At 63.0% G+C, this 19,703-nt stretch carries 17 protein-coding genes and 1 other RNA gene; all 18 read right to left on the bottom strand.

The window, feature by feature from the left end; translation table 11 throughout:
• Positions 1-155: 155 nt before the first annotated feature.
• The 18 genes from BHD06_RS09465 to BHD06_RS09380 all read right to left on the bottom strand — a co-directional run bounded on the left by BHD06_RS09465 (position 156) and on the right by BHD06_RS09380 (position 19,620).
• Positions 156-875, bottom strand: a complete 720-nt coding sequence (locus BHD06_RS09465) for an alanyl-tRNA editing protein (RefSeq protein ID WP_080456759.1) — start codon at positions 873-875, stop codon at positions 156-158.
• Positions 872-3,322, bottom strand: coding sequence for a DUF3772 domain-containing protein (locus BHD06_RS09460; protein ID WP_080456758.1), 2,451 nt, complete (start codon positions 3,320-3,322; stop codon positions 872-874). The genes BHD06_RS09465 and BHD06_RS09460 overlap by 4 nt, the downstream gene beginning before the upstream one ends.
• Complete coding sequence (locus tag BHD06_RS09455; protein ID WP_080456757.1) at positions 3,319-4,350, bottom strand: cysteine synthase A; 1,032 nt, start codon at positions 4,348-4,350, stop codon at positions 3,319-3,321. The genes BHD06_RS09460 and BHD06_RS09455 overlap by 4 nt, the downstream gene beginning before the upstream one ends.
• Positions 4,351-4,408: 58 nt before the next feature.
• Positions 4,409-5,521 carry an NUDIX domain-containing protein gene (locus tag BHD06_RS09450; protein ID WP_254892372.1) on the bottom strand — a complete coding sequence of 371 codons (1,113 nt, stop codon included), beginning with the start codon at positions 5,519-5,521 and terminating at the stop codon, positions 4,409-4,411.
• The gene (locus BHD06_RS09445) at positions 5,518-5,976 is read right to left on the bottom strand and encodes a TrgA family protein (protein WP_080456755.1); all 459 of its coding nucleotides are present in this window, start codon (positions 5,974-5,976) and stop codon (positions 5,518-5,520) included. The genes BHD06_RS09450 and BHD06_RS09445 overlap by 4 nt, the downstream gene beginning before the upstream one ends.
• A complete protein-coding gene (locus BHD06_RS09440) occupies positions 5,977-7,182 on the bottom strand; it encodes a cyclopropane-fatty-acyl-phospholipid synthase family protein (protein WP_080456754.1) in 1,206 nt (401 codons plus the stop codon).
• 84 nt (positions 7,183-7,266) lie between these two features.
• Positions 7,267-8,688, bottom strand: a complete 1,422-nt coding sequence (locus BHD06_RS09435) for a deoxyribodipyrimidine photo-lyase (RefSeq protein ID WP_080456753.1) — start codon at positions 8,686-8,688, stop codon at positions 7,267-7,269.
• Between the two features lie 48 nt (positions 8,689-8,736).
• Positions 8,737-9,957: an aminotransferase class V-fold PLP-dependent enzyme gene (locus BHD06_RS09430; RefSeq protein ID WP_080456752.1), complete on the bottom strand. Its 1,221-nt coding sequence runs from the start codon at positions 9,955-9,957 to the stop codon at positions 8,737-8,739.
• A 98-nt stretch (positions 9,958-10,055) separates the two neighbouring features.
• Complete coding sequence (locus BHD06_RS09425) at positions 10,056-11,759, bottom strand: BCCT family transporter (RefSeq protein ID WP_080456751.1); 1,704 nt, start codon at positions 11,757-11,759, stop codon at positions 10,056-10,058.
• Positions 11,760-12,050: 291 nt separating this feature from the next.
• Positions 12,051-12,278, bottom strand: coding sequence for a ribbon-helix-helix domain-containing protein (locus BHD06_RS09420; RefSeq protein ID WP_080456750.1), 228 nt, complete (start codon positions 12,276-12,278; stop codon positions 12,051-12,053).
• 82 nt (positions 12,279-12,360) lie between these two features.
• Entirely contained in the window at positions 12,361-12,543 is a 183-nt protein-coding gene (locus BHD06_RS09415; protein ID WP_080456749.1) for a DUF4169 family protein, read from the bottom strand.
• Positions 12,540-13,931: a class II fumarate hydratase gene (gene fumC, locus BHD06_RS09410; RefSeq protein ID WP_080456748.1), complete on the bottom strand. Its 1,392-nt coding sequence runs from the start codon at positions 13,929-13,931 to the stop codon at positions 12,540-12,542. The genes BHD06_RS09415 and fumC overlap by 4 nt, the downstream gene beginning before the upstream one ends.
• A 101-nt stretch (positions 13,932-14,032) precedes the next feature.
• The gene (locus BHD06_RS09405; protein WP_080456747.1) at positions 14,033-14,488 is read right to left on the bottom strand and encodes an SspB family protein; all 456 of its coding nucleotides are present in this window, start codon (positions 14,486-14,488) and stop codon (positions 14,033-14,035) included.
• Positions 14,489-14,561: 73 nt separating this feature from the next.
• Positions 14,562-15,806, bottom strand: a complete 1,245-nt coding sequence (gene chrA / locus BHD06_RS09400; protein WP_080456746.1) for a chromate efflux transporter — start codon at positions 15,804-15,806, stop codon at positions 14,562-14,564.
• A 79-nt stretch (positions 15,807-15,885) separates the two neighbouring features.
• Positions 15,886-16,240: a transfer-messenger RNA gene (ssrA, locus tag BHD06_RS09395) on the bottom strand.
• Positions 16,241-17,602, bottom strand: coding sequence for a cytochrome P450 (locus tag BHD06_RS09390; protein WP_080456745.1), 1,362 nt, complete (start codon positions 17,600-17,602; stop codon positions 16,241-16,243). It abuts the tmRNA gene before it with no gap.
• Positions 17,599-18,813 carry a hypothetical protein gene (locus BHD06_RS09385; RefSeq protein WP_080456744.1) on the bottom strand — a complete coding sequence of 405 codons (1,215 nt, stop codon included), beginning with the start codon at positions 18,811-18,813 and terminating at the stop codon, positions 17,599-17,601. Before BHD06_RS09385 ends, BHD06_RS09390 begins: the two co-directional genes overlap by 4 nt.
• 54 nt (positions 18,814-18,867) lie before the next feature.
• Entirely contained in the window at positions 18,868-19,620 is a 753-nt protein-coding gene (locus tag BHD06_RS09380; RefSeq protein WP_080456743.1) for a cytochrome c biogenesis CcdA family protein, read from the bottom strand.
• Positions 19,621-19,703: the final 83 nt, after the last annotated feature.

The raw sequence follows: 19,703 nt of genomic DNA, 5'->3' as shown, positions 1-19,703 counted from the left end.
ATGCCGTCGTATGACGATCACGAACACACCGGAGGATTTCCAGCGGCTGCGTGCTGCTCTTGCCAGCTCGGTGCTGCCGGTGAGGGTCGGCTTCGAGGCGACCGGCATGTCAATCGGGCATTCCTCGCCCTACAGAGCATCTCTTGTGCCGGCCCCTACCCTTCCAGATTCAGGTAAACGCGACGGTTCTGGCGGCCTTTCTTCTCGAATTTCCCAAGCCGCAGCGCACCAATCTCGCCGGTTCGCGCGACATGGGTGCCGCCGCAGGGTTGCAGATCGACCTCGCGTTCGCCCTGCCCGATCCGGATCAGCCGCACCCGGCCCCCACCCCTCGGCGGGCGCACCGACTTTGTCTTGACGAGACCGGGATCCGCATCGAGACCGGCCTCGGTGATCCAGTCCTCGCTCACCGGCAAATCGCGATCCACCAGCAGGTTGAGATGCTCTTCGAGCGTGGCCCGATCCTCGGGCGCATCGGGCATGTCGAAATCAAGCCGTGACCGGGTCTCGCCGATGGCACCGCCCGTGACCTTCAACGGAATGACCACCGACAGCAGATGCAAGGCCGTGTGCATCCTCATATGCCGGTGCCGCCGCTCCCAGTCCAGAATCTGGCGCAGTTCGGTTCCTATCGGCGGCAGGGTCTGCGGCTCTGCGGGAACAAGGGCGATCTGCGCGCCTTCCGCCTTGACGCTGGTGGCGACGCTCAGACCGCCCCGCCCCCAGTCGAGCCGTCCGCTGTCGCCCGGCTGACCGCCCCCGGCGGGATAAAAGATCGTCCGGTCGAGCACGACGCCACCCTCGGGCGTATGCCCAACCACGCACGCCTCGGCCTCGGCCAGATAGGGGTCGGTGAGAAAGAGACGCTCGGTCATCGCCCGTCGCCCTCGCCGCCCGCCGCATCGGCGTCGAAATCCGCCTCGGTCTTCTGGACGGGGGCCGAGCTCGGCGAAGTCTTCTGCACCGGCGGGATCGAGGGCACATCGGCCCCGCCCGCCATCGAAGCGGGCGTGGCGTTGCGGAACCACACATCCTGCTGCGGGAGGGGAATCTCGATGCCCTCCTCGACAAAGCGGCGAGCGATCTCGTGGTTCATATCGGAATGCACGGTCATCACCCAATTTACGTCACGCAGGATCGCCCGGATCTCGAAGTCGAGCGAACTGGCGCCAAAACCGCGAAAAACGACGTTGGGCGGCGGGTTCATCAGAACCATCGGATGATCCTCGGCAATCTCCTGCAGGATTTTCTCGACCCTGTGCGTGTCCGTGCCATAGGCCGCCCGTACCGGCACAATCACCCGACCAACGGTGTTGCCACGCGTGTAGTTGGTCACCGTGCCGCTGACGAAATCGGCATTGGGCACGATCACATCGGTGCGGTCGAAGGTCTCGATCCGGGTGGAGCGCACCGAGATCGATTTGACATATCCGTGCTGGCCGCCCACCTCGATCCAGTCGCCTTCTGAAATCGGCCTCTCGATCAGGAGGATGATGCCCGAGACGAAGTTCGACACGATATTCTGCAGGCCGAAACCGATCCCGACCGAGAGCGCACCAGCGACGATAGCGAGCGAGCTGAGGTCGATCCCCGCACTCGTGATCGCAATCAGCGCAGCCAGGAATATCCCCACATACCCCGTGCCCGACACGATCGCATTGCGACCGCCTGTGTCGAGCCGGGTCTTGGGCAGGATGGTGTTGCGCAACGCCCCCTGCAACAGCCGGGTCGCCAGATAGCCAAGCGTGAAGACCAGCGCGAGGGTCAGGAAGATCGCCGGAGAAATCTGTGTGCCGCCAAGGCTGACGCCCTCGGTGAAGCGGGTCCAGAACTCCTGCAGTTGCGCCGGGCGCGCGCCCCAAATCAGCGCGAAGACCGGCAGCGACATCAGAATCAGAACAAAGCCCGCCAGAACCGGCAAGAGCGACTCCTGCGCGCCCTGACGATTGCCGGTGATCATCACATAGAGCTCTGTCAGTAGGCGTTGCAGGATCAGCAGGGAGGCCAGCAGCATCAGCGACAGCACGGTTGGCAGCAGCATCGCCTGCGCCGCCTTGACATAACCGATCGCCGCCAGCACCGGCGCCAGCAACGCAAGCGCCGTCAGCAGCCGCGACAGAAACCGCGCGATCCGTTCGCGAAAGCCGGTCTCACTGTCGGAATCGGCCTCACATGCACACACATGCAACGTCAGCAGGTGCGAGAGCCGCCACAGCAACAGCCCGGTAAGCACGATCACCGGGAAGACAACCACATTAGTCGCCAGTTCGCTCCAGTTCGCCCCTTCGGCCACCGCCTGAATAAAATAGAAGGCCGCCACCACCAGCCCCATGAGCGCCCCGTAGAGACGACCCGAATAGCGACAGCGGTCATCGAGCTTGAGCACCGGGCCACGCGGTTCGTGACGCGGAAACACCCGTTGCGCCAGCCAACGGGCCAGTAGGAAGATGAACGCCGCAGGCAACAGATTTGAGAGGACAAGATCGGCATGTGTCCCGGTGAGGCCGGTCGCCTCCGCGGATCGCAGCAGCGCATAAACCCCGGCATAGGGCAAGAACCATTCACCGAGCGAAATCAGAAAGGTGCTGATCCAGCGTCCCGCGCTCGGCTCGTCCTGGCTAAGTTGCCGCATCAGGCGCAGGGGCCAGTATCGCCCGCGTGCCAGGAGGACCAGACCGAGCAGCAACCAGCCCACCACCGCAGGCAAGCTGTCGTTGAATACGGAACGGGCGACCGGGTTGCGCCAGTCAAGCACAACCTCGGCCCGGATCGACTCGACAAAGCCGTAGATCTCGCCCAGTGCTGCAGGCCAGTGCAGCGGATTTACCGGCGTCGGCCCGAGGCGCAGCAATTCGGCGGTCTGCCGGTCGCGGATGGTCCGGTCTATTCCCTGGATCAGGCCGTCAGCGCGGCTGCGGGCCAATTCGGCGGTGCGCACCGGTGCCTCGAGCCGCGTTAACCGTCGGTTAAGCTCCTCGCGTTGCGCCGCGACCTCTTCTGCTTCGCTTCCGTCCTCGGGCACTGGCCCAAGTGCCGAAAGCTGGTCTCGAACGGTCTTGATCGTGGTCGCATTGGTGTCTTGGGCGTCGACGAATTCTTGCCGGAAATCGACGATGAGTCCACGCAGAGCTTCCAGGATCTGGGTATCGACCCGACCGCTTTCCAGCGCGTTCTCGACCCGATCGGCCAGCGATTCCCAGGCCTCGAAATCCGGACCACCCAGTGATTGCTGCGCCTGTGCCACCGGCACCGATGATATCGCCGCGATACCACCGAAGGTCACTGTCAGAACCAGGCAGAGGAGGCGCAGAAACCCTGTCACTCCGCAAAGACTCCGGGGATGGAGCGCGGGGCCTGATCGAGCCACGCAGGCGTCGGCAGGCCCTTTTCTCGCAGGAATTCCGGGTTGAACAGTTTGGATTGGTAGCGAGTGCCATAATCGCACAGGATGGTGACGATGGTATGCCCCGGTCCCATCTCGCGTGCCATGCGCATTGCGCCGGCGACGTTGATACCGGTCGAGGCGCCCATGCACAGGCCTTCATGCTCCAGCAGGTCAAAGACGATGGGCAGCGCCTCCTCGTCTGGGATCTGGCAGGCGAAATCCGGCGTGAACCCGTCGAGATTGGCGGTGATGCGCACCTGACCGATCCCTTCGGCGATGGACGACCCATCGCTCTCCAATTCGCCGCTGGTGTAGTACGAATAGAGCTTGGCCCCCATCGGATCGGCTATGCCGACCTTTACGCCCTTGGGCTGCAATGCCATGCCGACACCGGCCAGCGTGCCCCCCGAGCCTACAGCACAGATGAAACCGTCGACCTCGCCACCGGTCTGTTCCCAAATCTCGGGACCGGTGGTTTCAATATGCGCCTGACGGTTCGCCACATTGTCGAACTGATTGGCCCATATCGCGCCGTGAGGTTCGGTTTTGGCAAGTTTTTTCGCCAAACGCTCGGAGTAACGGACAAAATTGTTCGGATTTGAATAGGGCGCTGCCGGCACCTGAACAAGGTCCGCCCCCGCCAAACGCAGCATGTCCTTCTTTTCCTGGCTCTGCGTTTCGGGAATGACGATCACCGTCTTGAAACCGAGCGAGGCACCCACCAACGCAAGGCCGATCCCGGTATTGCCCGCCGTGCCCTCGACAATGGTGCCGCCCGGCTCCAGCTCCCCGCGCGCAATGGCGTCGCGGATGATAAAGAGCGCGGCGCGATCCTTGACCGATTGGCCAGGGTTCAGAAACTCGCATTTCCCGTAGATTTCGCAGCCGGTTTCCTCACTCGCGCGGCGCAGCCGGAGTAGCGGTGTATTCCCGACGGCGGCGGCCAGATCCTGTGCAATGCGCATTTCCGTTGCTCCTGTGCTCGGCATGTTCCCTCGGGTTTAGGCCCTCAGTTGACGGAACTCAAGCCGATGCGCGCAGCCGTGCACGTTCCCGTTCCAGCCAGATCAGGCTCAGCACCAGCGGCCCGTTATTGGCCTCGCCACTGTGCAACAGCGCCATCGCCTGAGCGAAATCAATCACATGACTGCGAATGTCCTCGTTCTCGGTCTCCAATCCGCCCTGCCACTGCGCGACATCCGGCAGATCACACAGCCCCAGAAAGAGGTGAAACACCTCCGTGGAATAGCCCGGCGTGCAGTAATGCGTCGAAATCTTTTCCAGCCCGCGCAGATCGAGCCGCGCTTCCTCGCGACATTCGCGCAGGGCGGTCTCTTCCGGCGTTTCGCCCGCGTCGATACGGCCCGCCACAGGCTCCAGCATCCAGGGACGCGGATCGCCGCGCCCATAGGGGCCCATCCTGAACTGCTCGATCAACAACAGCCGGTCGCGTAACGGATCATAGGGCAGAACAAGCGCCGCGTCGGTCGCCACGAACACCTCGCGATGCAGGACGGGGCTGGCCGTGCCGTCAAAACGCGGATGGCGCAGGTGATAGCCCCGCGTGCGAAAGAACCCGGCATGGAGCGTCTCGACTTGCAGTGCCTCGACGTGGTCCGCTCCGGCGGCGCTGCGCAACGCGGCAGGCACCGCGTCGCGGGCGGCGACCCGCGCGGCGGCACGCGACAGGATCATCGAGCGCGTGGCTACCAGATCGGCTGCCGGACGGTGTGCCATATCCTCCACGATCTCGCGCACCGCCTCGCATAGCGTCAACTGTGACGACCGCGACCAGCAATCAGCTTGCCAGGCCAACGTACCCGGTCGTCCGGTCAATGCGCACGCCGAGATGTCCTGAGCCTCGCAAGACAACCGCACCTGCTGCACGGGTTCTAGCCCCAGCACCTCTCCGATATAAAGCAACCGCGCGATCGCATCCGCGTCGCCCACGGCGCGCCCCTTGACCACTCCACGCCCGCTCGCGAGGCCCGGAAGCGGCAGCGACACGGGCTCTGCGCTCAGGTTGTGATCGCGCAAAAGTGCCTCCGGCACGGCATTGGCCCCGACCGCGCCGAGAGCCGCCTCCAGAAAATCGTGCTCTGCCATCGGCCCGTAAAGAAAAAGCGGGACGGTCATGACCAGCGGCGCGCCACCCATTCCGAGATCACGCCCACCACAACACCACCCGCAAGCAGAGTGCCTATCAATGTACCGTCGAGCATGGTCAGAACATATTCCGCCGCCAGTTCGACCATCGAAGTGAGGCCCTCAACCGCGCCGTCATAACGATTGTCGAGCGCGCGCTTGAGCATCTCGTTGAGGCTCTGGAGAAACACCGCCCAGAACACCAATGCGGCCACGCCCGTCAAACCGGCGCTGAAGCCCTGCGCATAGCCAAATCCTAGCCTGCGGCCCGTAACCCGCCAGCCGCACAGCATTCCGAGCCCGGCATTGACGTAATTGAACCAGCCAAAATTCGTGTCATCCGGCATGAGAGGGCGAAACAATTCAGACCCGACCCAGCCCACGATGCCGAGCCCGATGGCGGCGGCGAGCTTGCCCATCGTGGGCATACTATCGGTTACAGGCATCTATCCGGGCCTTGCGATGGTGATCTGTGTCACATCGCAACTACCCCCTTTGAAGGCTCCCGCGCAAGAGGTCAGATAGAAATTCCACATCCGGCGGAACCGCTCGTCAAAGCCCCTATCGGCAATCTGATCCCATGCTTCATTGAAACTCTTGTGCCAGCGGCGCAGCGTCTGGCTATAGCTTTCGCCGAATTCGATGGTGCTCGCGACAATCAGGCCGGCGCGCTCGATCTGCTGGCGCAGCACCGTCGGACTGGGCAGCATGCCGCCCGGAAAGATATATTTCTGAATGAAATCCACGTCATTGCGATAGCTGTCCCAGCGGCTGTCCTCAACCGTGATGATCTGCAACGTCGCCTGCGCCCCGGGGCTGAGCCGGTCGCGCAGGCTCTCGAAGAAGACCGGCCAGTAGCGCTCGCCCACGGCCTCGAACATCTCGATACTGGCAATGCCGTCATAGGTGCCGCGCTCATCGCGGTAATCCTGCAATTTCAGCGTCACCCTGTCCGACAGCCCGGCGCGGGCGATGCGCTCACGGGCATATTTCAACTGTTCCTCGCTGATCGTGAGGCCGGTCACGCGCAGGCCGCGCTCGCCCGCCGCATATTCCGCAAAGCCGCCCCAGCCACAGCCGATCTCCAGCACGTGATCGCCGGGCTTTACACCCATCCGGTCGACCATGCTGGCATATTTCGCGATCTGCGCCTGCTCCAGACTGTTGCGCCCCTCCTCAAAAAGGGCGCTGGAATAGGTCATCGTGTCATCCAGCCACAGCCGGTAGAAATCATTACCCAGATCGTAGTGATAGCTGATGTTGCGACGTGCCTGTGCCTTGGAATTACGCTTGAACCAAAAGCGGATGCGCTCGTAAAGCTGCGCGATCTTCTGGCCGGGATAGCCGTTGTAGATCCCGTCATCATCGTTCAGCAGATCCATGAATGATTGCAGATCAGGCGTCGACCAGTCACCGTCGAGATAGGCCTCGCAAAATCCCAGGTAACCCTCGCGCACCAGCCGCGCGAAAACCTCCGGGTCGTGGATTTCCAGCACCGCCACCGGGCCGGGGCGCGGCCCTTCGGCACGGAACGTGCGGCCATCGGGCAGCACGATGTCAAGCCGCCCGGCGCTGATATGGCGGGCCACGGCAAAAGAGCGGGCGAAGTAGCGCGGCAGGTCGGTCTGGCCGGTAGTGTCGGTCAGGATCATGGGGTCGTTTCCTCGTGCGTCATCGTCAAGGCTAGAGGCTTCGACCCCGGTGGGGCAAGATTTTTCAACTGTGGCACTGCCCATTCAGAACCCCCGCCCTTGATATGCGGCAAGCGCGCGTTCGCGCCCCTCTTTCAGATCCACGACCGGGGCCGGATAGCGATCCTGCGGCGAGAGCCCCCAGGCGCGCGGGATCGCATCGAAATAGGACAGTGCCGTCTCGCTCGGGCTGCGCGTGCCTTCCGCGATCCAGCGGCGGCTATAGGCACCCTCAGGGTCGAACTTGTGCAACTGCGTTTCAGGATTGAATACCCGGAAATAAGGCGTCGCATCGGGCCCGCAGCCCGCCGCCCATTGCCAGCCCATGGCGTTCGAGGCCGGATCCCAGTCGGTCAGGCAATCGGCGAACCACTCAAGGCCGATTTTCCAATGGGTCATCAGATGCTTGGTTAGGTAGGACGCCACGATCATCCGGGCGCGGTTGTGCATGGTGCCGGTCACATACATCTCGCGCATCGCGGCATCCACAAAGGGCACGCCAGTGCGCCCCTGTTTCCACGCGATCACCTCGGGCCTGTCGCCATCTTCATTCCACGGAAACGCATCCCATTCCTCGCGCCAGTTACCAGACGCGATGCGGGGTGTGTGATAGATCAGGTGATAGGCGAACTCGCGCCAGACCAGTTCCTTGAGCCACGTCTCGGCCCCTGTGGCCCCCTCATGCAGCGCGCGCAGCCCGGCATGCCAGCACTGGCGCGCGGATATCTCGCCATAGGTCAGGTTCTCGGACAGGCCCGAGGTGCCGGGCTTGGCGGGCAGATCGCGGGCAGTGCTGTAATCGGCGATGGCCTCACCGACAAAGGCCCCCAGACGCCCCTGCGCCGCCGCCTCGCCCACGCATTGATGCGGCAGGCAAACCTCGGCCCCGCGCTGCATGGCGGCCCCAAGGTTCCAATCCACCAGACGCTCGCTCTCGGGCCATGTCTCGGGCGCGGGAATATGCTGTGGCGTGCTCTCGGGCGCGGGCACATCGCGATCCTTCACCGCGCGCCACATCGGGGTATAAACCTTGTAAAACCCACCCTGCTGCGTTTGAACCGTCCAGGGCTCGAACAGCAGATGTGCGTTGTGGCTTGTCGCCTCGACACCACCCTCCTTGAGCACGGACTTGATGGCGCTGTCGCGGGCAGTCGCCTCGGGATCATAGAGCCGCGACCAATGCACCGCCGTCGCGCCCGTCTCACGGGTGAGGTCGAGCAGCACATCGCACGCCGTGCCTTTGCGCAGGATCAAACGGCTACCCTTGGCCGACAACGAGTGCGCTAGGTCACCGAGGGAAAGCCCAAGCCGCCATTTCGGGGCCGCACCCAAGCGCGCAACGCTGTCATCGTGAATGAACACGACAATGACCGGCCCGCCACGCGCGCAGGCCGCTGCCAAGGCAGGGTTGTCGCTCAGCCGCAAATCACGGCGCAGCCATACGATACTCGGTGTTATGTCGGTCATTTCCTGCCCCGGTCTTTGAATGACTTACGCAGGGCCGCCGAGGCCGGATCAAAGAATATCGTCGAGCGCGCTCAGAAGCTTATCCACCTCCGGGCGCGATGTGTAATGCACGAAGCTCAGCCGCAGAACGCCCTTGTCCGTATCCACACCCATGGCCTGCAAGGGCCGTACCGCGTAGAAATCACCGCCCCCCGCCATGATGCCACGCGCGGCCAGATCGGCCGCCGCCCCGGCCCCCGGACGATTGAGGGCAACTGCCACGGTCGGGGCCTTGGCCGCCGCATCGGTCGGCCCGATCAGGCGCACCGAATTCCGATCCTTGAGATAATCAAGCAGCGGCTGCAACAGCGCCACCTCATGCGCGCGCATCAGGTCATGCACGCCCGCATTGCGCGCGCCCGCATCCCCCTCGACCCCGTGATGCGCGGCGAGTGCGTCGATGTAATCGGCCACGCCGGCACTTGCCGCGATCTGCGCATGATCCGGTCCGGCAGGCGTAAAGCGTTTATAGAGCGTATCGGCGTTGAAATAATGCGCCTGATTGGGCAGCAGGTTGCCCAACTCGCGCCGCATCACCATGATGCCCTGATGCGGGCCATAGGTCTTGTAGGCCGAGAAAAGGTAGATATCGGGGCCCATGCCGCCCACATCGGGCAGACCGTGCGGTGCGTAGCTCACCCCATCGACGCAGACAAACGCCCCCGCCGCATGGGCAAGCGCTGTGATCTCGACCACCGGGTTGATCGCCCCCACCACGTTGGAGCAATGCGGAAAACACACCAGCCGGACACGCTCATCCAGCAGGTTTTCCAGATCGGCAGGGTCAAGCAACCCGCTCTCGGGATCGATCCGCCACTCGCGCACCTCAAATCCCTCATCGGCCAACCGCCGCCACGGGCCGGAATTGGCCTCGTGATCCTGATTGGTGACGATGATCGCGTCGCCCGGTTGCATCCATTGCCGGAACGCCTGCGCCAGAACATAGGTGTTCTGTGTGGTTGAGGGGCCAAAGCTGACCTCATCCGTCGCCACACCCATCATCGCCGCAAGCCGCGCCCGCGCCTCATCCATCTCTTCACCGGCCAGACGGCTGGCCTCGTAAGGGCCATAAGGCTGCACCTTGCGCTGCCGGTAATAGCGCTCCAGCCGGGCAATCACCGGCGCGCATGCATACGATCCACCCGCATTCTCGAAAAACGCCTGGCCCGCAAGCGACGGCTCGGCAAAGGCCGGAAATTGCGCGCGTACAAATTCATTATCCAGTATCACGTCACCGGTCCCCCATCATGATTTTGCCACAGCAAACAGCAAAGCCCCCCGGGGTGCAACACCCGGGGGGCCTCTCATTGGGTTAGGTCAGGCTGGGATCAGCGTTTCTCGGACGCCAGCCCCTTCCAGATCGCGTAGCACATCACCAACAGCACCAGCGTGAACGGCAGACCGGTCGAGATCACCGCCGATTGCAGCGCCGCAAGGCCCCCGCCGATCAGCAGCACAACCGCGACTGCGCCTTCGAAGATGCACCAGAACACACGCTGCGCAATCGGTGCGTCAACCTTGCCACCCGCCGTGATCGTATCGATCACGAGCGAGCCCGAGTCCGACGAGGTGACGAAGAACACGACAACCAGAATGATCCCGATCACCGAAGTGATCGTCGCCAGTGGCAGTTCCGCAAGCATCTGGAACAGCTTGAGTTCAAGCGCCGCATCCTGCGCCCCGGTATAGCCATCGACCACCACCTGATTGAGCGCGGTGCCGCCAAAGACGGTCATCCACAGGATACAGACCGTCGTCGGGATGATCAGCACGCAGATGATGAACTCGCGCACGGTACGACCGCGGCTGACGCGCGCGATGAACATGCCCACGAAGGGCGACCAGGAGATCCACCAAGCCCAGTAGAACGCTGTCCAGCCCTGCATGAAGTTAGTGTCTTCACGCCCAAACGGATTGCTCAGTGCAACGAGGTTCTGGAAATACGCCCAGATGCTGTCGAAGAAAAGCGTCAGCAGGAAGATCGGTCCACCCACGAAGAACACGAACAAGAGCAGGATCGCGGCCAGCCCCATGTTGATCTCCGAGAGCACCTTGACGCCCCCGTCGAGGCCACGCACGACCGAGACCAGCGCGACAGCGGTAATCCCGGAAATCAGGATGACCAGCAGAAGCGGATTGTTCGCCACGCCCGACTCGTCGCTGTTGCCATAGGTGATGCCCATGAAGGCGCGTGTGCCCTCCGCCGCGTCACCCGACCCGAAGAGAAAGGTCAGACCCGAAGCCGTCTGCTCCGCACCAAAGCCGAGCGAGGTGGCCAGACCGAAGAGCGTGGCGAACACCGCCAGCGTGTCGATGATGTGGCCCCACCAGCCCCAGACACGCTCGCCCAGAAGCGGGTAGAACGCCGAGCGCAGCGTCAGCGGCAGACCCTTGTTGTAGGAGAACAGCGCCAGCGCCAGCGCCACCACGGCATAGATTGCCCAAGGGTGGAGACCCCAGTGAAAGATCGTTGCCGCCATGCCAAGCCGCTGTGCCGCCGCCTCGTCACCTGCTGCCGCACCAAGCGGTGCCCAGTCGGTGCGCGCGCCCTCTTCCATCGCGGTGCCACCGAGCGACGACGAGAAGTGGCTCATCGGCTCAGAGACCCCGAAGAACAAAAGGCCGATCCCCATGCCCGCCGCAAATAGCATCGCGAACCAGCCAACATAGCTGTAATCCGGCCTGGCCTCGGTGCCGCCCAGCCGGACCGAGCCATAGGGCGTCACGATCAGCAGCAGGCAGAAGATCACAAAAATATTCGCGGCCCCGAGGAAAAACCAGTCAAAGCCCTTGGTCACCGCCGAAAAGAGCCAGCTGAACACGTTCGACGCCTGCTCCGGCAATGCCAGCGTGTAGAACACGAAGGCCACGACCGCGAGGCCCGAGATCATGAAGACGGGATTGTGAATGTCGAGCCCGAATGGCCCGATCCTTGTCGTGATGTTGTCCTGACCGATCTCGTAATCGGTCGCGATGATATCCGAGTCGCCCGTGGGCGCAGGGATACCCTGATTCTCTAATTCGTCGGCCATTGAGGCTCTCCCTTGTCCCTTCGCCATGTCGCGCCGCACCTGAACCCGGCCACCCTTTTTCGGACGGGCGCGGGCGCGGGCGGCGCACTGGCATTTTCAGCATTCAGAACCGGAAAGCACCCTTTCCCGGGACGTCTTCAGATGAAGGCCCCCGATCCCATTCGCCCCCTTAGGGTAACAAGCCCAGTTGTGAAAACACAACCAGTCAGCGGAGGATTGGGTGTGAAAAGCGACACATCGGAAGGGGCTGAAAATTGAAAACGATTCGAATTCGCGCGTTCGAGGCAAAGATCAACCGGAGTGTTTCGCGCGATAGTGGCGCAGAACATGCACCCGGATCGCCGAGGCAAGACCCGTCTCGATGCCGCGCTCCGCGTCGATCCGGGCCGCAAGCGCGTTCAGCGCGATGCCCTCCTCGGCGGCAATCTCGCGAAACGCGCGCCAGAATTCTTCCTCCAGCGAGACGCTGGTGCGATGGCCGCGCAGCGTCAGCGAATGCTTGACGGGGCGCGCACTCATGGCTGGCCGTGCAAGGGGGCGCTGCCCCCATCGCCGCAAGCGGCGAATCCCCCGGGATATTTATCGCAAGATGAACCTCGCATCAGTCATCCTCGCGGCGATGCAGGTCGAGGATGCGGCGCTCCTTTTCGGCCTGCGTCTCTTCAAGGGTCTTCTGCGCCTTGGTGCGTCCAAACCGCGCCGAATTCTCGTCGGCGCGGGCCTTGTTCTCAGCCCGCGCCTTTTGCTTGCGCACCCGGTTCAGATTGACCGGCGCGTCGCTCATTTCGGGCCGATCATGTCTTCGGGGCGCACCACGCGGTCAAACGTCTCCGCATCTACGAAGCCGAGCGCGATCGCCTCTTCCTTCAGCGTGGTGCCGTTCTTGTGCGCGGTCTTGGCGACCTTGGTGGCATTGTCATAACCGATGGTGGGCGCAAGCGCCGTCACCAGCATCAGCGACTCCCGCATCAGCTTTTCGATGCGCTCCTCATTGGCGCGGGTGCCCATCAGCATCCGCTCGGTAAAGCTGTCGCTGGCATCCCCCAAAAGCTGGATGGATTGCAACAGGTTATAGGCCATCATCGGATTGTAGACATTGAGCTCAAAATGCCCTTGGGAGCCTGCGAACTTGATCGCCGCATCGTTGCCCATGACATGGGCTGCCACCTGTGTCAGCGCCTCGGCCTGCGTCGGGTTGACCTTGCCGGGCATGATGCTGCTGCCCGGCTCGTTTTCCGGCAGGATCAATTCGCCGAGGCCGGAGCGCGGCCCGCTGCCCAGAAAGCGGATATCGTTGGCGATCTTGTAGCAGGAGCCGGCCACCGTGGCCAAAGCCCCCGACAGGAACACCATCGCGTCATGCGCGGCGAGCGCCTCGAACTTGTTGGGCGCGGTGACAAACGGCAGACCGGTGATCTCGGCCATGTTGGCGGCGACCGTCTCGCCCCAGCCATGCGCGGTGTTGAGCCCGGTGCCCACGGCGGTGCCGCCCTGTGCCAACTCGTAAATGCCGGGCATGCAGGCCTGGACCCGCGCGATCCCCTGCCGCACCTGATGTGCGTAGCCCGAGAACTCCTGCCCCAGCGTCAGCGGCGTGGCGTCCTGCGTGTGGGTGCGACCGATCTTGATGATGTCCTTGAACTCGGCGGCCTTCGCCTCCAGCCCCGCCGCCAGCTTGTCCAGTCCGGGCAGCAGCACATCGCGCACGCTCATCGCGGTGGCGATATGCATGGCCGTTGGGAAGGTGTCGTTTGACGACTGCCCCATGTTGCAATGATCGTTTGGATGCACCGGATCCTTGGAGCCGATCTCACCACCGAGGATCTCGATGGCGCGGTTGGCGATCACCTCGTTGGAATTCATGTTGGACTGCGTGCCCGACCCCGTCTGCCAGACCACCAGAGGGAAATTGTCGTCGAACTTGCCCTCGATCACCTCGCCCGCCGCCTGAATGATCGCATCCGCCAGCCGCGAGTCGAGCTTACCAGAGGCTTTGTTGGCCTGCGCGCAGGCCTGCTTGATCACGCCGAGGGCGCGCACGATGGCCACCGGCTGTTTCTCCCAGCCGATCGGGAAATTCATGATCGAGCGCTGCGTCTGCGCGCCCCAATACTTGTCGGCGGGCACTTCAAGAGGTCCGAAACTGTCGGATTCGGTGCGGGTGGCGGTCATTGCGGAATCTCCTTGACGGTTTGCCCCGTTCATAGCGAAGCCGGGCAAAAGATCAATACTGTATACAATGGAATACCGATGCTTGCGACGCGCACCCAGCCCTATTTGCGAAAGCTGTCGAGGCTGACCACATCCGCCTCGGTGGGCGTGTCATCCTCGGCCTCCAGATCGTCGGTATCCTCCTCGTCGCCCTCGCCCCCGACCTCCTGCGTCTCGAAGCGCAGGCCGAATTCCACCGACGGGTCGACAAAGGTCTGGATCGCATCATAGGGCACATAAAGCCGCTCCGGCGCATCGCCGAAATTCAGCGTGACACTAAACCCGTCATCCGTCACCTCGAGCCCGTCATACCAATGCTGCATGACCACGGTCATCTCGGACGGGTAGCGGTCGCGCAACCAATCGGCGAGTTCCGCCTTGGGGTGGGTGGTGTCAAAGGTGATGAAAAAGTGATGCGCGCCGGGCAGCCCGTTCATCTGCACGTCGGTCAGAACCTCCTGAATGAGGCCACGCATGGCGCGATGCATCAGGTTTCCGTAATCGATCGAGCGCGACATTCTTTACCTCGGGTGAGTTCCGGCATTCAGCATAGGGGATTCGGGACAAAACAAAAGACCCGCAATACGCACGTTAGATCAATAGATGCCACGCCCCCGCGAGCGCCGCAAGCCACACAAGAACCCAGACCATCGACAGCCGCACCCACAGCAACAGGGCCGCGGCCAACAGCACAAAAACAAGGCTGAGCGGGCTGAATGTCTGCCAGTCCGGCACCGGGCCGAATCCCGAATCGCGCACCCGGCCAAAGAGCACATGCAACGCGAACCAGACCGAAAGATTGAGGATCACCCCCACCACGGCCGCCGAAATACCGGCCAACGCCCCCTTGAGCCGGGGCCGCGCCAGGATGTGCGCGATATATGGCGCACCGGTGAATATCCATAAAAAGCAAGGGGTAAAGGTGACCCACAGGGTCAACACGGCGGCAAGGACGGCCATCCCCACCCCGCCCTGCGCATAGCCCGCCAGAAGGCTTACAAACTCGGTCACCAGAATCAGCGGCCCCGGTGTCGTCTCGGCCAGCCCGAGCGCGTCGATCATCTGCGCCGTGCTCAGCCAGCCCTTGGTCACCACCACCGTCTCGGTCATATAGGCCAGCACCGCATAGGCCCCGCCAAAGGTCACCACAGCCAGCTTGCCGAAGAACAGTGCAAGATCGGTAAGAAAATCGGCCCCAGCCGCCCACGCCACCAGCACCGGCGCAGCCCAGAGCGCACCCCAGATGGCGACGGTGACCAGCGTGCCGCGCAGGGGCACGACGGCGGGCAGCGCGGTCTCGGCCTCACCGCGCGCGCTCAGATAGCCCCAGAGCGCCGCCAGCGCGATGATGACGGGAAAGGGCACCGACAGCACGAACATCGCCACAAAGGCGAGCCCGGCCAGCACCCAGCTTGCCCGGTCGGTCAGCGCCTTGCGCGCGAGGTTCAACAGCGCCTGCAAAACGATCGCCACCACGGCCGCCTTAACCCCGACAAACAACGCCTGCACCAGAGGCACCCCGCCATAAAGCGCATAGCCAAGGCCAAGCGCCAGGATCACCAGTGCACCCGGCACCACGAACAACAGCCCCGCAATCAGCCCCCCCGGCACCCCCCGGAGCCGCCAACCCGCATAAGTGGCCAACTGCATCGCCTCCGGCCCCGGCAACAGCATGCAGAGCGACAGCGCGCCCAGAAATTGCCGCTCTTCCAGCCAGCCACGCCGCTCGACCAGTTCCGCATGCATCATCGAGATCTGCGCTGCCGGCCCGCCAAAGGACAAAAGGCCAATGCGCAGAAAGCTGCGGATGATGTCGGAGAGGGGTGGCCCGGTCATGCGGGTTTGTCTCCCGCGCGCACGACTTGCGCAAGTCATAGTTCCATGACGCGCGGCACAGTGTCTTTCAAAAAAGGGAAGTGCAGGCTTCTGTTGCCAGGTGCCTGCGAACCCCGCCTTACCTGGCTAGAGGCAAGGACTTAAGTTTCGGTCTTGTTACTGCTTACGCAGCAACGGCGACCGGAGCACGGTTGTCATTTGCAACTGTACGTTTCGGACCGATAACGGTGGTACCTCACCGGGACAAAGCATAACCCCTTTAGACGTTCGTCGATCCTGTTTCGGCCCCATGATCCCCAAATGAAGGATGTTTGGTGGAGCCGCCGGGTACCGCCCCCGGGTCCGATCCGCTTATTACGAGCGCGTTTATGTCCATAGTCCCCGTTGCCGGGAACACCCCATACATAGGGGCTTTGGCCGGGCTTGCAAAGGGGTCAGCGCGGCGAAATCGACAGCCAGATCCCATCGCGCCCGCGCACTGTCAGATGCGCCACCGGCATCGCGGGGCGCTCCGGCACCGCACCAAAGCGGTAGGCCCGGAGCAGCATCGCGAGCAAGAGCGGCCCCTCGATCATCGCGAACCCCGCCCCGGTGCAGACCCGCTGCCCGGCGGAGAACGGGATATAGGCGTTGCGCAGGCAGGTCTTGCCATTCTCGGTGCCATAGCGCGCAGGATCAAAGCCGTCGGGGTCGTCCCACAGCCGTTCATGCCGGTGCAGGTGCCACGGGCTGATCACCACCTGTGCACCGGGTTTGACGTCACGATTGCGAAAGCGCTCGGGGCATGTGCTCTCGCGCACCATCATCGGCACGGGCGGATAAAGGCGGAGCGTCTCGCGAAATACATCCCGCGCCACGCGCAGGCGCGACATGTCGGCGAACTCGGGCACACGGCTGCCGAACACCGCCTCGGCCTCCTCGGCAAGCCTGTCCTGCCACTCGGGGTAGAGCGCCAGCAGATACAACGCCCAGGCCAGCGCAGACGCACTCGTCTCATGGCCCGCAAGAAAGAAGATCGCCACCTGATCGACCATTTCCCGCGTGTCGAACCGCGCGCCGGTCTGCGGGTCGGCGGTGGTCATGATCTTGGTGGCCAGATCGTCGGGCGCGGTCCCGGCTTCGATCTCCCCCATGCGCTGCGCCGTCAACTGCGTGATCAGCGCGCGGATGGTGCGGGCGGTCTCTCGCGTTTCCCTGCGGTGAAAGCGCGGAAACCAGCGCGGCAGCGGGACAAAGGCCGCGAGGTTCAGCACCGGCTGCGTGCGCTGATGCGCCTTGAACTGCTCGAACACCGCGCTCGCGGTCGCGTTCTCGATCGGGATCGAGAACAGCGTGCGAAAGATCACATCGGCGGCGGCATGGCTCGTCTGCGGCTCGATATCACGCGGTGTGCCATCGGCCAGGGGCCCAAGCCGTGCCACAGCACCCTGCCCGGCCCTGACCATCGCCGCAAAGGTATCGCGCAGCCGACCGCCCTCGAAGGCGGGGTCGATGATCCGTCGCTGCCGCTTCCACGTCTCGCCGTTGGTGACGAACACCGATTGCCCCAGAAGCGGCCGTAATCCTTCGGACACGCGCGCGGATTTCGGGAAATCACCTGGCCGCGCGCGCAACACCAGATCGACCAGTTCGGGCTGATTGCACAGATAAGAGCGAAAGAACGGCGTGCGAAACTCGGCCATCCACGCGCGGTAGAGCCGCGCAGGCTGTGCCGACAGGATATCGGCCCGAAACAGCCGCATGTAGCGCCACAAAGAGACACGATCCGGCCGCGCAGGCGGCTTGGGCGGCGTCATGGCGCAAGGCTCGTATAACCCGAGGTCGCCCGCTCGATCCGGCTCTTGGAGGGGGGGCGCCCGGTAAAGCGTTGTGCCAAGGTTTGCGGCCCGGCAGTGATCTGGAAATAGTCGTAATCCTTGGGCCGGTCGAAGGCGCAAAGATACTGAAAATGCAGCCGGAAAAACCGCCAGCGCAGGGCGCGCCACCGCTCGGCACTTAAGCTTTGCGTAAATGCCGCCGAGATCACCAGCGGCCAGCGTTTACCCTCAGGGGCCACACCGCTTACGCTCACCGGATCACACAGCGCAAATGCGCAGCCATCGCCCGGCGCGGTCACGTCAAGCCAGAAAAGCTCCTCGCGCGTGCTCAGATAGGCCAGATCGGCGCGCAACCGGTGCGCGCGCGGCAGGAAAGACACCATCGGCACCACCTGCCCGAGACTGAGAAACGAGAGCGCGGGGCCATGTTTGGGCACGTCCCCGGCGCGGATCAGATCGGCAAGGATTGACACGCCCAGATGCGCGCCCGAGGAATGCCCGACGATCAGGACCTCATCGCTATCTTCTTGTAAAGAAATTGCAATTTCGGATGTGAACTCGGCCATCCGCGCCTCCAATTCCGGCGGATTGGCCCCCAGATGCCGCGCCGAGTAGGCGTAGTCATGCATGAGGTAATAGGCGAAGAACCGGCCATCCATGCGTCGAAACCATTCCAGGATGAGCGGCACCACGACCAAACCTCCCCAACCCGCCAGCGGATGTAGCAGGGAAAGACCTTGCCCCAGTATCCACGCCGCCAGCAGCGCCAAACCCAGTTGCGCCAGTAGAAAGCCCACCGGGTAAAGCGCTGCAATCACGGGGCCCTTGCGCAGACGCATCAACCGAAACAGCGCACCGGTACCGATATAGGTGGCGGCGGTGCGGATCAGTTGTGCATAGGTTGCCAGAATGCCCTGATCCATGCTGTGCTTGACGATATCGGACCAGACCAGCACCTCGATTTGGGCATCCACCTCGGCCCTACCTATCCGGCCCTGCACGCCCCAACCGAATCTCGCTTTAGCTTCGCTCGGCAAGATATTGATTTCATAATCAGAAATATCCGCCTGCACAGCGCTTTCCTTGCGATAAAGCTCGCGGTAGCGGCGCGGCGGAATCGGATCATAGCCGGGGATATAAAACACGCGCCTGCGGCGCACAGGGGCGTGAACGGGGGCGTTGCTGCTCATGACCAACCTCTTGACGGCCAGAGCCTAGCGCGAAATTCGGGCGAGCGTAAGGCGTTATCCAAGCACGGCTAGGGCCGGAAACACCTCCAGAAGCCAGAACGAAAACGCCGAGAAACCGCCGGTCAGCATCAGCAGACCGATCGTCCACAACAGCAGGCCCATGACCCGCTCGATCTGCTCCATGTGGCGCTTCATCCACCCCATAAGGCCTTGAAGACGCGGCAGGAATGCCGCCACCAGAATGAAGGGAACACCCAGCCCGATGGCATAGACCGCCAGCAATGAGGTGCCCCGCGCAACATTCGCCTCGGAGGCGGCAAGCGACAGGATCGCGCCCAGTTGCGGGCCGATGCAAGGCGTCCAGCCAAACGCAAAGGCGAGGCCAAGGATGTAGGCCCCAAAGGACGACCCACCCCGGTCGCCCGCATCAAGCCGCGCCTCGCGGTCGAGGAACTTGAAGCGGTAAACACCGACGAAATGCGCCCCGAAGACCATCACAAGTATGCCCGCTACCGTGTTGAAATAGCCTTGATATTGCAGAAACACCGTGCCGATGGCTGACGCGGTGAAGCCCAGAAACAAAAACACCGTCGACAGCCCCAGCACGAAGAACAGCGCGGGCACCACGGCGCGGGCGCGGTGGATGCCGCTCTCGGTCAGGTCATTGAGGCTGACACCGCTGATATAGGCGAGGTATGGTGGCACGATGGGCAACACACAGGGGCTCAAAAATGATATGGTTCCAGCAACTAAGGCCACGAGCATGGCCGGCAGCAAAGCGGCGTCTATGATTTCGATTCCGAACATGGGATCACACATAACCCGTCCACCCCGCCGCGTCACGCAGCAAAGGGTCACATCCTTGTGGACAGGCTGTAACAAGCCCGCTA

This window comes from Roseovarius sp. A-2 (assembly GCF_002072155.1).
In the GTDB taxonomy this organism is placed as follows: domain Bacteria; phylum Pseudomonadota; class Alphaproteobacteria; order Rhodobacterales; family Rhodobacteraceae; genus Roseovarius.
The sequence above is the reverse complement of the archived record's forward strand: the minus strand, read 5'-3'. Positions and strand labels throughout refer to the sequence as shown.

Excerpts from the sequence above, each read along its gene's own strand:
- BHD06_RS09425 (WP_080456751.1), bottom strand. The coding sequence starts at position 11,759 with ATGGCCGACGAATTAGAGAATCAGGGTATCCCTGCGCCCACGGGCGAC.
- fumC (WP_080456748.1), bottom strand. The coding sequence starts at position 13,931 with ATGACCGCCACCCGCACCGAATCCGACAGTTTCGGACCTCTTGAAGTG.
- BHD06_RS09440 (WP_080456754.1), bottom strand. The coding sequence starts at position 7,182 with ATGATCCTGACCGACACTACCGGCCAGACCGACCTGCCGCGCTACTTC.
- chrA (WP_080456746.1), bottom strand. The coding sequence starts at position 15,806 with ATGACCGGGCCACCCCTCTCCGACATCATCCGCAGCTTTCTGCGCATT.
- BHD06_RS09455 (WP_080456757.1), bottom strand. The coding sequence starts at position 4,350 with ATGCGCATTGCACAGGATCTGGCCGCCGCCGTCGGGAATACACCGCTA.
- BHD06_RS09385 (WP_080456744.1), bottom strand. The coding sequence starts at position 18,813 with ATGAGCAGCAACGCCCCCGTTCACGCCCCTGTGCGCCGCAGGCGCGTG.
- BHD06_RS09390 (WP_080456745.1), bottom strand. The coding sequence starts at position 17,602 with ATGACGCCGCCCAAGCCGCCTGCGCGGCCGGATCGTGTCTCTTTGTGG.
- BHD06_RS09420 (WP_080456750.1), bottom strand. The coding sequence starts at position 12,278 with ATGAGTGCGCGCCCCGTCAAGCATTCGCTGACGCTGCGCGGCCATCGC.
- BHD06_RS09415 (WP_080456749.1), bottom strand. The coding sequence starts at position 12,543 with ATGAGCGACGCGCCGGTCAATCTGAACCGGGTGCGCAAGCAAAAGGCG.
- BHD06_RS09465 (WP_080456759.1), bottom strand. The coding sequence starts at position 875 with ATGACCGAGCGTCTCTTTCTCACCGACCCCTATCTGGCCGAGGCCGAG.
- BHD06_RS09450 (WP_254892372.1), bottom strand. The coding sequence starts at position 5,521 with ATGACCGTCCCGCTTTTTCTTTACGGGCCGATGGCAGAGCACGATTTT.
- BHD06_RS09435 (WP_080456753.1), bottom strand. The coding sequence starts at position 8,688 with ATGACCGACATAACACCGAGTATCGTATGGCTGCGCCGTGATTTGCGG.
- BHD06_RS09405 (WP_080456747.1), bottom strand. The coding sequence starts at position 14,488 with ATGTCGCGCTCGATCGATTACGGAAACCTGATGCATCGCGCCATGCGT.
- BHD06_RS09380 (WP_080456743.1), bottom strand. The coding sequence starts at position 19,620 with ATGTTCGGAATCGAAATCATAGACGCCGCTTTGCTGCCGGCCATGCTC.
- BHD06_RS09445 (WP_080456755.1), bottom strand. The coding sequence starts at position 5,976 with ATGCCTGTAACCGATAGTATGCCCACGATGGGCAAGCTCGCCGCCGCC.